This is a genomic window from Cerasicoccus sp. TK19100, from assembly GCF_027257155.1.
GTDB classification, from domain to species: domain Bacteria; phylum Verrucomicrobiota; class Verrucomicrobiia; order Opitutales; family Cerasicoccaceae; genus Cerasicoccus; species Cerasicoccus fimbriatus.
Genome location: NZ_JAPWDU010000003.1, coordinates 764,058 through 778,601, shown reverse-complemented (window position 1 = coordinate 778,601; position 14,544 = coordinate 764,058). Strand labels below are relative to the sequence as shown.

Sequence of the window (14,544 nt, the reverse complement as noted above, 5' to 3'; positions counted from 1 at the left end):
GACCACTCACCACTCTATCGTGTGAACCTTACTCAATAAGGATTCCGCACCAATCAAACAGATACACGCTATGAAGAAAATGCTAACGATTGCCGGCCTCGCAGCCGGTTTGATGATGAGCGCCGCGCAGGCCGACGATACCGCCAGCGCGACCGACGAACAACTGGAGACCTTCATCGCGGAGGCCACCAAGATTTTCGAAAAGAATCAGGCAAACCCCAAGAAGCGCATCCCCGATGAAGTGCTTTCTGAAGCCGACGCCATCATGATCTTCCGCATCACCCGCGGCGGCATCATCCTCGGTGCCAGCGAAGGTGCCGGTGTGGCGTTCAAGAACAACATCGAAAGCTGGAGCCCACCCGCATTCTACACCGTGGCCTCCGGTAGCCTTGGTCTGCAGATTGGTGCCAGCCAGATGGACCTCATCGCCGTGCTGATGAACCACGAAGCCGAAGGCATCCTCGATGACCCTGAGATCCAGTGGGGCGTAGGCCTCGAAGCCATTGCCGGCCCGACCGGTGCCTCTCTCGGTGCCAGCACCATGCCTAAGGCAGACATCCTTCTCTACGAAACCACCAAGGGCCTCGACGTTGGCGTCGCCTTCAGCGGTGGCATCGTAAAGCCGAACCAAAAGTTCAACGCCGAACTTTACGACAAGGAAGACATCACCACAGCCTGGATTCTCGGTAGCCGCGTATCCATGCCGGCAGCCGCTGAGAGCCTGACGCTCCTCCTGCGCGACTATTCCTATCAGCAAAAGAAGGACTAAGCTCGCTCGGCAAACCTAATCACTTTGCACCACAAAGCGCCGTCCATTTGGGCGGCGCTTTTCATTTCCGGCAAGACACACTTGCCAAACAAGTATGGCCAGGTCTAGAGAGTTAGCCATGCCCCAGAAACTCATCTTCACCGGGAAGCAGCAGCTTGCCCTGGCCCCCATCGCCCCCAAGCCACTGGCACCCGATGAAATCCGCGCCCGTGGCATTTGCTCCCTCATGAGCACCGGCACGGAAAACACCGTTTACAACCGCCTGTTCGACCCCGGCACCCACTGGGACGAGTGGGCAAAGTATCCCTTTACGCCCGGCTACTCGTGGATTGGCGAGATCGTTGAGTCCGGTGCCAATGTGCCAGGCTTAAAGCCCGGCCAGAGAATCGCCGCCCGCCTTCCACATGCGGAGGAGCACACGACCAACCGGATAGACCGGATCATCCCGATTCCCGACAATGTGCCGACGGACGAGGCGGCTTGGTTTGCACTGGCCAAGATCGCTTACACCGGTGCCGTGAGTGGCGAAATTCGCTTGGGCAGCCGAGTGCTTGTCATCGGCGGCGGGCCAATCGGCCAAATGGCGTTGCGCTGGGCCCGCGTGTGTGGCGCGCGGCGCACAGTGCTCGTCGACCCGTTACCGCTCCGTCAAGAGATGGCTACCCGCGGTGGTGCCCACGCCGTGATCGGCCAACGTATCGATGCCGTGATCGACGATATGCCCGCACACTTCGACGGCGAGTTACCGGACATCGTGATCGACACCACCGGCGTCGCCGCCGTCTTTGAAAGCGCACTGGAATGCTGCCGCCCGCGGGGCACGGTGGTCGTGCTCGGTGACACCGGTTCACCGGCCTCGCAGCACCTGTCACCACGCGTCATCGTGCACGGCATTCGCATCGTCGGCGCGCACGACGGCCTCTTCGAGACGCGCCCGGCGGTGGAGCTGTTCTTCGATTATCTGCAAGACCAGCGTTTCAACACCAGCGACATGATCACGCACCGCGTCGATTTCCAAGACGCCCAGAGTGCCTACGACCTCGCGAACCGCGAGCGAGAGAACACCATGGGCATCCTCTTCCAGTATTAACTCTGCATCGCAAAGTTAATAGACAGAGCAAAGCATCGGAGATCCTAAGACTGCACCTTAGCAGGCGGCGCAGCCTTTGATTTGCTGGAAGAAGTCGTTGCCCTTGTCGTCGACGAGGATGAATGCGGGGAAGTCCTCGACTTCGATTTTCCACACCGCCTCCATACCAAGCTCGGGATACTCCAGCACCTCGACCTTCTTAATGTTGTTCTGCGCGAGGATCGCCGCCGGGCCACCAATGGAGCCCAAATAAAAGCCGCCGTACTGGTTACACGCATCCGTCACCTGCTTGCTGCGGTTGCCCTTGGCGATCATCACCATCGAGCCGCCTTCAGCCTGAAACGGACCCACATAGCTATCCATGCGGCCAGCCGTCGTCGGACCAAACGAACCCGAGGCAAAGCCCTTCGGCGTTTTGGCCGGGCCGGCGTAATAGACCGGGTGGTTCTTAATGTAATCGGGCAGGCCCTCGCCGGAGTCGATCCGCTCCTGCAGTTTGGCGTGGGCAATGTCGCGCGCAACCACGATCGTGCCGGAGAGCGACAACCGCGTCGTGACAGGATGCTTGGTCAGCTCGGCCAGGATGTCGGCCATCGGCTGGTTGAGGTCGATCTTGATCGCCTGGTCAGCGTCGTTGATCTGGCGCATCGCGTCCGGAATGTATTGGCCGGGGTTCTCCTCCAGCTGCTCCAGGAAAATGCCGTCCTTAGTGATCTTCGCCTTCGCATTGCGGTCGGCCGAGCAAGACACGCCGATACCGATCGGGCACGAGGCACCGTGACGCGGCAAACGCACCACGCGCACATCGAGCGCAAAATATTTACCCCCAAACTGGGCGCCAATGCCGAGCTCGCGCGCGCGGCGCAGAAGCAGCTCTTCAAACTCCAGGTCGCGGAAGCCCTGCCCGTGGTCATTGCCCTCCGTCGGTAGCTCGTCGAGGAACTTGGTCGACGCCATCTTGACTGTCTTCAGGCAGGTTTCAGCCGAAGTGCCGCCAATGACGAACGTGAGGTGATACGGCGGGCAGGCTGCGGTGCCGAGCGAGCTCATCGCCTCGATGCAAAACGCCTCCAGCGCCTTCGGGTTCAGCACGGCCTTCGTCTTTTGATAGAGGTAGGTCTTGTTCGCCGAACCACCACCCTTGGCGACGAAAAGGAACTTATACGCGGCACCTTCGGTCGCATAGAGATCGATCTGCGCGGGCAGGTTGCAGCCGGTGTTCTTCTCCTTAAACATATCCAACGGGGCCGTCTGCGAGTAGCGGAGATTCTCCTGCGTGTAGGTTTCGTAAACGCCCTTGCTCAGCGCCTCGGCATCGCATCCGCCGGTCCAGACCTGCTGGCCTTTTTTGCCAACGATGGTCGCCGTGCCGGTGTCCTGACAGAACGGCAAAATACCGTGCGCGGCCACCTCGGCGTTGCGCAGCAGGGTGAGCGCCACCATGCGGTCGTTTTCGCTGGCTTCCTCGTCATCAAGAATCGCGGCCACCTGCTGAAGGTGCGCCGGGCGCAGCTTGAACGAGATATCCTTAAAGGCCTCGCGCGCGAGGAACGTCAGGGCCTCGGGAGTGACCTTCAGCACTTCCTTGCCGTCAAATTCGGCAACAGAAACGCCTTCCTTGGTCAGCAGGCGGTATTGAGTCGGGTCCTCGCCAAGCGGCAGGACGTCCTGATAGTGAAATTCCGGTGTGGGCATGATCGTCGTGGTTTCGTTGAAAGCGGCAAGCATCTGCCATCGTGGCGTCAGCGTTACTAATGTCAAAGCGAATAGTTTAATAGATTCGCTTATCGGATAAATTTCGCGCTTGTGCCCACTACGGCAGAGGTCCTCAATCTGAACCAATGATCGACATTCGTCAATGGTGGCGCTCCCGGGGGTTAGATTTGTTTCCGCTGCGTAAAACGCTGCGCGAGTATAACTTGAAGAAGGCCAAGGCCGACCTCGGTGCCGCTGTGAACGTCGCGCTGCTGGACTTCCCCCAGGGCATGGCCTATGCGCTGATCGCGGGCCTGCCGGTGCAGATCGGCATCTTCTGCTCATCGCTCGCGTCAATCACCGGGCCGCTTCTCGCCAGCTCGCGCTTCGTGATGCTTGGGCCGACGAACGCCACCGCGGTCATGCTGCTGTCGACATTTCTCACACTCGGCTACACTCCAGCGCAGTCAGTCATTGCCCTCCCGTTTTTGCTGATACTCGTGGGTGCCTTCATGATCATCGGCTCGTTTTTCAAGGTGGCCACGATCACGCAGTACATTTCGCGCGCGGTGGTCATTGGCTATATTTCGGCGGCGGCCTGCCTGATCATCGTCAACCAGCTCAAGACGGTGTTCGGCCTCCACGTGCCGCGAGCGGGGACGTTCGCCGAATCGATGTGGAACTTTGCCATTGGCCTCGTCGAGGCAGACTGGGCGTCCACGACTAACTGGCACGCCATCGGCGTCGGTGTGCTCACGCTTGTCATCTACTACACGCTCGCCAAAACGGTGAAAAAGAAAATTTCCGGCCTGCCGACCGTCGCGGTGACGCTCGTCATCATGGGCGGGCTCACGGCGGCGCTTAAGCCCGCAGGGCTCGGCGTGGAAATGCTGGCTCCGGTCAACGCCTCGGACTGGCCGCTATCGGTGCCGCACTTCAACTGGAATGAGCTCAACATCCTCGCCAACGCCGCGATGGCGATCGCGTTTCTGTCGCTGCTGGAAAGTTCGTCCATCGCCAAGACACTCGCCGCGCAGGCCGGTGACCGCATCGACCTCAACCAGCAAATGCTCAGTATGGGCGCGGCCAACATGGTGTGCGCCTTTGGTTCGGGTATGACGGTGTCGGGCTCGCTGACCCGATCCGTGCTCAACTACAAGTCCGGCGCAAAGACGGCGATGTCCAGCATCTTCAGCGGCGCGCTGCTCATCGGCGGGCTATTTCTGCTGGGTGGCATGATCCAGTATATCCCGCGCCCGGCGCTGGCGGCGCTCGTCATCACGGTGGGCATTTCGCTGATCAACCGCGACCACATCAAGCTGATGCTCAAGACGACCAAGAGCGATGCCGCCGTCTTCCTGGCGACCTTCGTCGGAGGCCTTATACTACCGCTGGATACCGCTATTTACCTCGGTGCCGCCGCCTCGATGATGTTCTTTATCCGTAAGGCTGCCCGCCCCGACCTGAAAGAAATTTCCTTTGCTGAATCCGGCGAGCTTATCGAAAAAGACAGCCAGCACGACCGGCCGGAAATCGCCATTGTCCACGTGGAGGGCGACCTCTTTTTTGCCTCCAGCGATCTCTTCCTGGAGCAGGTGCGACGCCTCGCCGAACACCCCACGCAAAAGGCGATCATCCTGCGCCTGCGCAATGCCTACCACCTCGACGCCACCGTCGCCATGAGCCTGCAACAGCTCATCACCCTCGCGCGAGACAAGGGCTGCGAAATTCTCGTCAGCGGCGCGCATGAGGACATCGAGCGCGTCTTCCGGCAATCCGAACTCATGACACTTTTGGGCGAGGAAAACTTCTTCCGCTACAGTCCGGGCAATCCCAACGTCTCCACCCGCGACGCCCTGAAGCGAGCCCAGCAAATCACCGGCATCGACTCCGCCGACATCACCATCTTCGCCGCGGACAACAAGAAGTAGGCAACCGGACCGTTTGCCAAAGTTTGGAGTGCGCCAGCCCTCTGGCGCTTTCGTATTTTCAAACGACAAGAGAATTGAAATGTGCAGCAACAGATTCTGTTTATCGTTGCTTCATCCGCTCACGCAAGCCAGAGGGCTGGCGCACTCCATATCTCAGCTAGCTCGACAGCGTAAAAACTCTGTGCGAAGTGATAAATACACTTCACATGAAAAGACTCATCGCCAGCGCAGCGCTTTTCGCAGGTTTACTTTGCAACGCAAAGTCCGCCCCGGTTCCGACTTATGACGACCTGCGCTACAGCGAAGCCTATGGCCGGTCCACTCTCGACCTGTGGCTTCCGCAAAGCGATGAGCCCACCCCACTAATTCTCGTGTTCCATGGCGGCGGCTTTAAAGCTGGCAGCAAGGAACGAAACATGCCTCAGCGTAAGGCCCTGCTTCAGCTACTCGACGACGGGATCGCGGTGGCCAGCGTTGGTTATCCGTTTCTCGGCGACCGCGGGACCGGTGGGCAAATAGGCAATCTGGACTACGCAACCATTCTAATGGAAACCGCGAACTCGATTCGCTTCCTGCAAGCCAACGCCGACAAGTATAACCTCGACCCCGAGCGCTTTGTCGTGGGCGGCTCTTCCGCTGGCGCAGTGATTACCATCTACCTGACCTACGCCGAGCCGCTAGGTATTTCCGCCTGCCTGCCCATGGAGCAGCCCTACGGCGTCGAGATGATCCAGGGTTTCATTCGCGAAGGCGGCGCACCGATGATTCTTTGCACTTACTCCGGCGAGAACGACTGCGTCCACCACCCACAATTCGCGCGCGCGATCAAAGAACGATGCGACGAAGTAGGCGTCACCTGCTACCTCTATGGCAGTGGCAGCAACGGCCTGCCCGCCATTCCCGAAGGACAGGCGCTGATCCCGCACGCCATGGAAATCATTCGCGCCGTGTGGGCTGGGCAAGCGGAGTAGCCGACGCCCCATTTGACTTTTTCCCGGCCGTGGCTTCGTTAATGTAACTAGCGATAACCACTCACTACCATGGCATCCTCACTTTCTAAAAAGATCCTGCTGACACTCGGCGTTGCCGGCGCTGGCATCCTCGCACGCAAAACCATGAACGCCGCCTGGGAAAAAGGCTCCGGCAGGGAAGCCCCCAACAAGAAACGCCTCAACCAAGGCGACTGGAAAGAAATCATCATGTGGACAGCGGCGTCCGGAGCAATTGCCGGCTTGGCTAGACTTGCGGCCTTAGAGGGTATTCACCGCGTGGCGGGAGAAGGTGCCATCGAAGACGCGGGCGAGGTCGGCGAAGCGGCGGAAGAAATCGAAGCCTGATAGACGCAATTTTTCGTCGCCCGCAGCGCCCTGAGCAGCCACTAGTAGAGCATGCTCCAGCGTATCCTGTCCACACTACGCAATCGGCAGGCTTCTACGACGGCAAAGCCGCCACCAACGCACCCCGACCTATGCTACAGTGACGCCTTTGCGCGCTGCACGCTGGACCTCTGGCTCCCGGAAGCTGATACGCCTGCGCCGCTGATGCTCATGTTTCATGGCGGGGCATTCATGCGTGGTAACAAGGTTCGCGACATGCCCTACCGCCGCGACTTGCTCGCGCTGGTCCAAGACGGCGTGGCGGTGGCCAGTGTCGGCTACCCGCTGTTGGGCGATCTGGGCGCGAAACGCACCGACGGCCCCGAGCCCTACCTCAAAATTATGCGCGAAGCCGCTAACGCCGTGCGCTTCTTGCAAGAACGCACCGCCAAATACAACCTGGACCCCGCACGCTTCATCTCAGGCGGCTCATCCGCAGGCGCGATCATCGCCGAATGGGCCACCTACGCCGAACCGCTGAGCATCTCGTTCTGCATCGCGCTGGAGCAACCCTACGGCGTCCACCAAGTGCTACCGTATATCAAGAAAGGCGGCGCGCCGATCTTACTCCACACCCGCGCGAGCCGCCTCGACCTCATCCACCATCCGCGCAACGCCCGCGCCGTCCAAGCGCGCTGCGACGAAGTCGGCGTGCGCTGCTGGTTGTATGGGACAGGGCACAATGGGTTGCCTGCAGTGCCGGATGGATTAACCGTCATCCAACAAGCAATGGAAGTTATTCGTGAGTAAGAGAGTCAGCATAAGCAGATACCCAATATTTTCACGCTCGCTCACTTCGCTCGCTCAAGACGCAGAGACGCAAAGGCTAATAACTGAGAAATTGACTCACGCCCCAAATGACAAACAATGTTTACTATGTCTTCTGGCATATTCAGCGATCCTGCATTTATCGAAGCTTGCCAACAGTTTCGCGTAAAGCAGCTGCATGCATTTGGATCCGTGCTGAGCAAACCGCTAGATCAAGTGCAGGATATTGACTTAATTGTTGAGTTTGAACGTGAGGGTTTCGCCGGAGCCTTTGAGCAATTCATGGGCTTCAAGATGCGCCTTGAAGAAATTTTCAAACGCCCCGTGGACCTGATGACGCAGAAGCAGTTTCGTAACCCATTGTTCCAAGCGGAAGTCGAGCGCTCTCGGGAAACGATTTATGCCGCATAGTTCAAGATCGGAGCTATCACATATAATTTCCATCAACCATACTCAATGAACTATCCTAGATTCAATGAGCTATACTACCTTTTTGGTGAATTCTTAGAAGACTTGCATGCTCTTTACTTAGACAGCATTGTCGGGTACGAATTACTTCATGAGCGCTTAGAAAAACATCAAGATTTCAGAAAAGAAATTCTAGGGGATCACCCTCTTGCTAAAAGAGAATCCCTAGACAAGCTCCATATATCATACAAAGCATTAGGCGGTACCGACTACCAAGCGATGTCCCTAAAACCACTTATGACGCAAGGAGCATTTCGATCACGCATCCAACCGAATGGGAAAAACTATCAAACGCTCGGAAGTATGATTATTGTATCTTCTTATGCTTATTGGGAAGAGTTCTTAAGAATAGAAATTGGCAAAGCAATGGGAGTATTGGACGCTGATGCTGAAAACTCCAAAGAAACAAGGAAAATTTTAAACAAAGAGGTTAGAAGCGACTTCTGGGGTGACATGCGGCATCTCAGAACATCTATCGTACACTCCCTTGGGTTAGCGAATAGCGATATGGCTAAATGTAAATTAATCAAGTGGTTCAAGCCAGGCGATAGAATCACTTTTAACAATGACCAATTACGAGAAATTTTTCTACTCTTAGGCGAGTTTCGAAATGAAATACATGCAATGCAGTTTCCTCCGAGATCGTTTACAATAGACTTCAAACTTAAAGAGCCTCAAGGAGATCAATAGGAAACTCAGAAGCAAAAGCCCCGCCAGCGAACTGACGGGGCTTTGTGTTGCAAAGTTACTTTGCTCGGGCTTCGACAGGCTCAGGCCGGGACAGAGCTTATAAGGACTTCGCTGCGGCGATGACGTCCTCGGGGGTCATGCCGAGTTCTTTCATCACGGTGTCACCCGGGGCGGAGATGCCGAAGCGGTCGATGCCGAGGATCTTGCCCTTGCTGGAGCAGACGTATTTGTGCCAGGCCATCGTGATGCCGGCTTCGATCGATACGCGCTTCTGGCAGGAGGACGGCAGGACCGATTCCTTATACTCGTCACTTTGGGCGTCGAACAGCTCCATGGATGGCATGGAGACGACGCGGACGCCGTCGCCGAGCTCCTTGGCGGCCGCCATGCAGTGCTGCACTTCAGAGCCGGTGCCGATGAGAATCGTGTCGAGCTCGCCGGTTTCCTTCTTGGCGATGTAGGCACCCTTGAGCGTGCCTTGGCGGCGCTCGTCGACGGAGATATCACTCATGAAGGGCAGATTCTGGCGCGAAAGGATCAACGCGGTCGGACCGTCGGCACGCTCAATAGCATGCGCCCAGGCAGCGGCGGTTTCCTCACCATCGGCGGGGCGAAGCACGTCGAGGTTCGGGATGGCGCGGACTGCGGTGAGCGTTTCCACGGGCTCGTGGGTCGGGCCGTCTTCGCCAACGCCCACGCTGTCGTGCGTCCAGATGTAGACGACGGGCAGCTTGGCCAGCGCGGCGAGACGAACGCTCGGGCGCATATAGTCGGAGAAGGTGAAGAACGTCGCACCGGAGACCTTGAAGATGCCGTCGTATGCGATGCCGTTCATGATCGCGCCCATGCCGTGCTCGCGGATACCGAAGTGGAAGTTGCGGCCGGCAAAATTGTCAGTGTCAAAGTCACCTACGCCATCGATGTAGTTCTTGGTCGAGCCATGGAGGTCCGCGGAACCGGAGATAACGAGCGGGCTGTGCTTGGCGATTTCGTTGAGAATCTTGCCGCCAGTAGCGCGGGTGGCCGCAGCCTTGGAATCGTCGAGGGCCGGGATCTTTGCGAGCAGCTCGTCGACGGTCAGGTGCTCGTGGTTGATGCCCTTCTCAAGGAGAGCGGCTTGCTCGGGATTGCTGGTGGACCAAGCCTTGAACTTTTCCTGCCATTCGGTGTAGGCGGCTTCGCGTTGCTTGGTCAGCTCAGCAAAATATGCTTTGGTTTCTTCGGAAACGAAGAACTTCTCCTCGGGCAGGCCAAGTGCCTTGCGGGCTTCGTCGATAAACTTCACGCCGGCTTCGCCGTGGGCTTTCTGCGTGCCCGCAACTTCCGGGATACCGCGACCGATTTCGGTCTTCAGGATGATCAGCTTCGGCTTGCCGTTGTTGTCCGCCTTGGCCTTTTCGTAGGCGGCGGAGATAGCAGCGAGGTCGTTGCCATCGGTCAGCGTGGTGACGTCCCAGCCGTAGGACTCGTAGCGCATGGCGGTGTCCTCGTTCTGGGTCTTGTCAGCCATGGCGTCGAGGGTGACGTCGTTGCTGTCGTAGAAAAGAATCAGGTTATCGAGCCCAAAGCGGCCGGCATAAGCGCTGGCTTCGCAGGAGACACCTTCTTGGAGGCAGCCGTCGCCCGCGAGGCAGACCACATGGTAGTCGAGGATCGGGTTCGTAGGCGTGTTAAAGTTCGCTTCGAGCATCTTGGCCGATACTGCGTAGCCCACTGCGTTGCCGACACCCTGGCCGAGCGGGCCGGTGGTGCACTCGACGCCGTCAGTTTCGCCAAACTCCGGGTGACCGGGGGTGATGCTGTGCAGCTGGCGGAAATTCGCGACGTCGTCCTTGGAAACGGCGTAACCCGACAGGTGCAGCCAGGAGTAAAGGAACATCGAACCGTGACCGGCCGAGAGGATAAAGCGGTCGCGGTTAATCCACTTCGGTTCCTTCGGGTTGATTTGCAGGGCCGAGCCGTAAAGCACGGCACCCAGTTCGGTCGCGCCGAGCGGCAGGCCGAGGTGGCCGGAATTCGCGGCAGCGACAGCGTCCATGGAAAGGCCGCGCGCTTCGGTAGCGGCGCGGGCGAGAGCTTCTGTGTTCAGTGACATGGTGAGGAAAGAGCTTTACCGTTTTCCCCAGCAATGGGAAGCAAAACTTATCCCACACGTGTAAGTTACGAAAAAGTCACGTTTAGAAATCCAGCATTGCCCGCATGGTATAGAGGATCGTGGTGGTGGAAAGCAGGTAGGTCAACCACATGATCACCCAATTACAGACCAGGAACAATACGGCCCTCCAATAGGTAGTCCCGATAAACCAGCTATTGGGCCAGCCGGCGATCAACAAGAGAAATATCCCGAGGAGATACGTTGCCGGATGCAAAATCGATTCACCGATAAAGACACCGGTATTGTACGCGTTCCACTCGTAACCCTTTTTCTGGTAAATAACCGCCAGATAGACCAACCCAATCAGGACAAAGTTGATGAATTCACTGACGAACAGCCAAGCGATGAATTTTAGAATTCCCCAATTGGGAAAATGAAAACCACGGCCAATTTGGAAGATTACGATGAGGCCTAGCCAGCTAAATCCTACCCAAATCGCGACTGTTCGAATGAGCAACGATTTGGCTGTCGCCTCAGACATACCCTCCTCCTGCATACGAATGAAGTTCTGATCCTTAGTCGATAAAACGGCTACGCGAACGTGGAAAATCTCCCCATCGGAAAGGCGTTCGATCACCACCGAGTCGTCATCAACGCGTATAAGGTCCCCCTCAAATGTCCGCCCGTCCTGATGCGTCCAGGTACGCGCGTCCAGTAAACTGCTCCACGACAAAGCCAGGATAAGAAGAACTACGGTGCGAAACGTGGCCAATAACATCGGCAATCACTTTTTGACTAAGATATCCGTAGTCAATGCCGTTCTCAGCAGTTTTTAATCGAAGGTGTGACCTAACGCGTGATATTGGCCTTGACCAACCATACTCGTAAGCCAATTCTGTTAGACCCCGATAAGGAAAACCCAAACCATGTCACTTTCAGAAATTAGCTCCACAAGCGCCCCCGCGATCAGCGAAGCCGATGCCCAGTCCGTGATGGACGTGCTGGCCGATATTTCGCTGCATGACGGTGCCGAATCCTCCCTACTCTGGCAGGCGGGCGAAGTCCGCTGGGAAGGCCCGATCACCGACCGTATTTACAACGCCTGGTCCGCCACGAAGTCTTTTACCGCTACTTGCGTGGGCCTGATGGTCGACGCGGGCAGGCTCGACATCGACGCCCCGGCCACCGAGTGGCTGCCTGAGCTGAAGCAGCACTACGCGGGCGTCACGCTCCGGCATTTGCTCACCTTTACCTCCGGCGTGCAGACCAAGGCCAACGAAGCCGACCCCAGCGTGCCGCTGAATCCCTTTGACGTGCGCGAACCACGCTTCGCCCCCGGGCGTTGCCTGCATTACTCGCCCGAGTCCGAGTGGCTGGCGCTGGCTGTCCGCCGAGCTGCCGGTGAGCCCATGGGCGCGCTCTTTCGCCGAGAAATCGGGGAAAAAATCGGCTTCGACTACGACTATTTTCGCTGGGGCGAAATCGACACGCCCGACGGCAAAAACAACGGCGGCAGCGGTGGTTTCGGGGCGGGAGTTCACTTGAACCCGCGCAATCTCCTGCTGTTTGGCCGCCTGATGCTGCAAGGAGGAGAATGGAACGGCGAACAACTCATCAGCCGAGAGTGGCTAACCGAGGCGCAGACCTCGCAAAAGCTTTCAGCCGCCCCGCCATGGGACGCGCTCGATGGCTGGTATCGCGACTGGCTGCCCGGCACCTACGGCCTGCATTTCTGGGTTAACGGCATCAAGCTAAATGGCCAGCGACTGTGGCCCTCCGGCTCCGGCCAGGTCATTGCCGCCCAGGGCAACCGCAACCAAATCTGCCTGATTATCCCCGAGTGCGACGCGATTATCGTCCGCATGGGTGACGACGGCGTCATCAACATGAACCACTATGACCAGGTCATCGCGCGCCTGAAGGAGTGCTTATGAAAATTCTAATCACTGGCGGCGGCGGCTTTCTCAGCCGTGGCATGATCGAGCCCATCGTGGCCGCAGGACATGAACTGCGCCTGATGGACGTGTTTGACCTGGACTTACCCCCACACGAATGCCTCAAGGGCGATGTGACCGACCTGGACGACGTCCGCCGCGCGCTGACCGGAGTCGACGCCGTCATCATCAACCACATGGCACCGCGCAAGCCCGATGCCTACGAGACACCGCAGGTGTGCTTTCAGATCAACGTCACCGGCACGGCTAACGTCCTCCACGCCGCAGCCGAGCTCGGCATAAGAAAAATTGTCATCATATCCACTACCGGCATGAAGCCACCTGCCGATTACCGCCAGTGGGTAAAGACCGTGCCGCTGAGTGCGCGCTCACTCTACGGTGCGACCAAGGCCTGCCAGGAAACCCTGGGCCGCCAATACGCAGAGGAGTTCGGCATGACCGTTTCCATCCTGCGCCTGGGCTATATCGTTGACGCCGAGGCGATGCAGGATAAGTATGGGCGTGACATTTCCGAGCGTGCCCCGCTCGATTGTGATCGTCGCGACGTTGGTGAAGTCGCCCGCCTCGCCCTGGAGCGGACCGATACTTCACTCGACGTTTTCCCCGTTATGAGCACCCGCGAAGCACAGAAAATGTGGGGCAGCCAGCACACCATCGACCGCCTTCGCTGGACACCCCGCTACGACTTTGACCGACTTCCCCTGCCCGCCGGCGCTTAACCCAAACCCAAACTATCCCCCATCCATGAAACTCGGCCTGTGCACCATCGCCTACCGCAATACCGACGTTCGCGAAGTCATCCCTCACGCGGCAAAAGTCGGCTTCGACGAAATTGAGATCATCTACAAGCAAGTCGAGGGCAAGACCGACGCCGAGCTGGACGCCATTCGCCACTGCGCTGAAGACCACGGCCTGACGATTTCCGGTGTCGCGCCATATTTCTGGTTCACGCAGGATGAAAAGCTCTGGCGCGAATCCATGGACATCGCCCGCCGCAGCATCTACATTGCCCGCCACCTCGGCGCGCGCATGATCCGCACATTCACCGACGCCGGCCCAACCGGTATCGGCAGCAATGTCGCCACCGAAGAGCAGTGGATCACCGCCGTTCGCTCGCTGCAGGACATCACCGAGTGGGCACCCGACCTCACCTTTGCCGTCGAAACGCACGAAAAGACATTGGCGGACAACCCTTTGTCCTGCCTCAAGCTCAAGCGGCTCGTTGGCGCGGAAAACCTGAAGTTCATCTACCAGGCCTTTGACAATGGCGATCTCGTCGGTGACTACGAAGTGCTCAAAGCCGACGTCCGGCAAGTTCACCTAAACCCACACATCGGCAACCGCCCCGACGGCGATCTGCACAACTGCGGCGTCGACTATGCCACCCTGCTCCAGCACCTCGCCACCACCGGCTACGGCCACAGCATCGCCGTCGAATTCTGCAAAGAGGGCGAGGCCACCTGGGACCGCATCCAGCGCACCTACGACTGGTGCAACGACCAGTTGGTGGCGAAAGTGTAGAGCCCCGGGCCAGTGCAGCATTTTTCAGGTAGCGCGGAGCGTCTCCATGGTAGCGCAGGCGCGTCTCGCGCCGCACCCCATGCTTATGGCTAAAGCCGCTGCCAAGTAAGGCTCGCGCTTGCGCAACGCCGCAATACGTAGTAGACCCTGCGAGCTTGAGCGGTTACGTCTTTGCGCAAGCGCGGG

The 14,544-nt window shown here is 58.1% G+C and carries 14 protein-coding genes; 11 read left to right on the top strand and 3 right to left on the bottom strand.

What is annotated here, in order from left to right; all coding sequences use genetic code 11:
* Window positions 1-70 precede the first annotated feature (70 nt).
* A complete protein-coding gene (locus tag O3S85_RS09845; protein ID WP_269540103.1) occupies window positions 71-769 on the top strand; it encodes a lipid-binding SYLF domain-containing protein in 699 nt (232 codons plus the stop codon).
* A gap of 118 nt (window positions 770-887) precedes the next feature.
* Window positions 888-1,859: a zinc-dependent alcohol dehydrogenase gene (locus O3S85_RS09840; RefSeq protein WP_269540102.1), complete on the top strand. Its 972-nt coding sequence runs from the start codon at window positions 888-890 to the stop codon at window positions 1,857-1,859.
* A 57-nt stretch (window positions 1,860-1,916) separates the two neighbouring features.
* Here O3S85_RS09840 and O3S85_RS09835 read toward each other — a convergent pair whose 3' ends face one another.
* Window positions 1,917-3,554 (bottom strand): fumarate hydratase, encoded by a 1,638-nt coding sequence (locus tag O3S85_RS09835; RefSeq protein WP_343218945.1) that lies wholly within the window; start codon window positions 3,552-3,554, stop codon window positions 1,917-1,919.
* Window positions 3,555-3,700: 146 nt separating this feature from the next.
* On the opposite strand from O3S85_RS09835, the gene O3S85_RS09830 reads away from it, so the two are divergent.
* The 6 genes from O3S85_RS09830 to O3S85_RS09805 all read left to right on the top strand — a co-directional run bounded on the left by O3S85_RS09830 (window position 3,701) and on the right by O3S85_RS09805 (window position 8,787).
* Window positions 3,701-5,485 (top strand): SulP family inorganic anion transporter, encoded by a 1,785-nt coding sequence (locus O3S85_RS09830; protein WP_269540100.1) that lies wholly within the window; start codon window positions 3,701-3,703, stop codon window positions 5,483-5,485.
* Between the two features lie 206 nt (window positions 5,486-5,691).
* Complete coding sequence (locus O3S85_RS09825) at window positions 5,692-6,456, top strand: alpha/beta hydrolase (protein ID WP_269540099.1); 765 nt, start codon at window positions 5,692-5,694, stop codon at window positions 6,454-6,456.
* 69 nt (window positions 6,457-6,525) lie between these two features.
* Window positions 6,526-6,822, top strand: coding sequence for a DUF4235 domain-containing protein (locus O3S85_RS09820; protein ID WP_269540098.1), 297 nt, complete (start codon window positions 6,526-6,528; stop codon window positions 6,820-6,822).
* Between the two features lie 51 nt (window positions 6,823-6,873).
* On the top strand, window positions 6,874-7,611 hold the full coding sequence (locus tag O3S85_RS09815; protein WP_269540097.1) for an alpha/beta hydrolase: 738 nt from the start codon (window positions 6,874-6,876) through the stop codon (window positions 7,609-7,611).
* Window positions 7,612-7,737: 126 nt separating this feature from the next.
* A complete protein-coding gene (locus O3S85_RS09810; RefSeq protein ID WP_269540096.1) occupies window positions 7,738-8,040 on the top strand; it encodes a nucleotidyltransferase family protein in 303 nt (100 codons plus the stop codon).
* A gap of 45 nt (window positions 8,041-8,085) precedes the next feature.
* Window positions 8,086-8,787 (top strand): hypothetical protein, encoded by a 702-nt coding sequence (locus O3S85_RS09805; RefSeq protein WP_269540094.1) that lies wholly within the window; start codon window positions 8,086-8,088, stop codon window positions 8,785-8,787.
* A gap of 97 nt (window positions 8,788-8,884) precedes the next feature.
* Here O3S85_RS09805 and tkt read toward each other — a convergent pair whose 3' ends face one another.
* Window positions 8,885-10,882 (bottom strand): transketolase, encoded by a 1,998-nt coding sequence (gene tkt / locus O3S85_RS09800; RefSeq protein ID WP_269540092.1) that lies wholly within the window; start codon window positions 10,880-10,882, stop codon window positions 8,885-8,887.
* Window positions 10,883-10,964: 82 nt separating this feature from the next.
* Window positions 10,965-11,660, bottom strand: a complete 696-nt coding sequence (locus O3S85_RS09795; protein WP_269540091.1) for a hypothetical protein — start codon at window positions 11,658-11,660, stop codon at window positions 10,965-10,967.
* A 148-nt stretch (window positions 11,661-11,808) separates the two neighbouring features.
* Here O3S85_RS09795 and O3S85_RS09790 point away from each other — a divergent pair, with 148 nt between their 5' ends.
* Genes O3S85_RS09790 through O3S85_RS09780 form a run of 3 tightly spaced genes read left to right on the top strand, consistent with a single transcriptional unit; the run spans window position 11,809 to window position 14,358 of the window.
* Window positions 11,809-12,816 carry a serine hydrolase domain-containing protein gene (locus tag O3S85_RS09790; RefSeq protein WP_269540090.1) on the top strand — a complete coding sequence of 336 codons (1,008 nt, stop codon included), beginning with the start codon at window positions 11,809-11,811 and terminating at the stop codon, window positions 12,814-12,816.
* Window positions 12,813-13,556 carry an NAD-dependent epimerase/dehydratase family protein gene (locus tag O3S85_RS09785; protein WP_269540088.1) on the top strand — a complete coding sequence of 248 codons (744 nt, stop codon included), beginning with the start codon at window positions 12,813-12,815 and terminating at the stop codon, window positions 13,554-13,556. The genes O3S85_RS09790 and O3S85_RS09785 overlap by 4 nt, the downstream gene beginning before the upstream one ends.
* 25 nt (window positions 13,557-13,581) lie before the next feature.
* Window positions 13,582-14,358 carry a sugar phosphate isomerase/epimerase family protein gene (locus O3S85_RS09780; RefSeq protein ID WP_269540086.1) on the top strand — a complete coding sequence of 259 codons (777 nt, stop codon included), beginning with the start codon at window positions 13,582-13,584 and terminating at the stop codon, window positions 14,356-14,358.
* The last annotated feature ends 186 nt before the right edge of the window (window positions 14,359-14,544 follow it).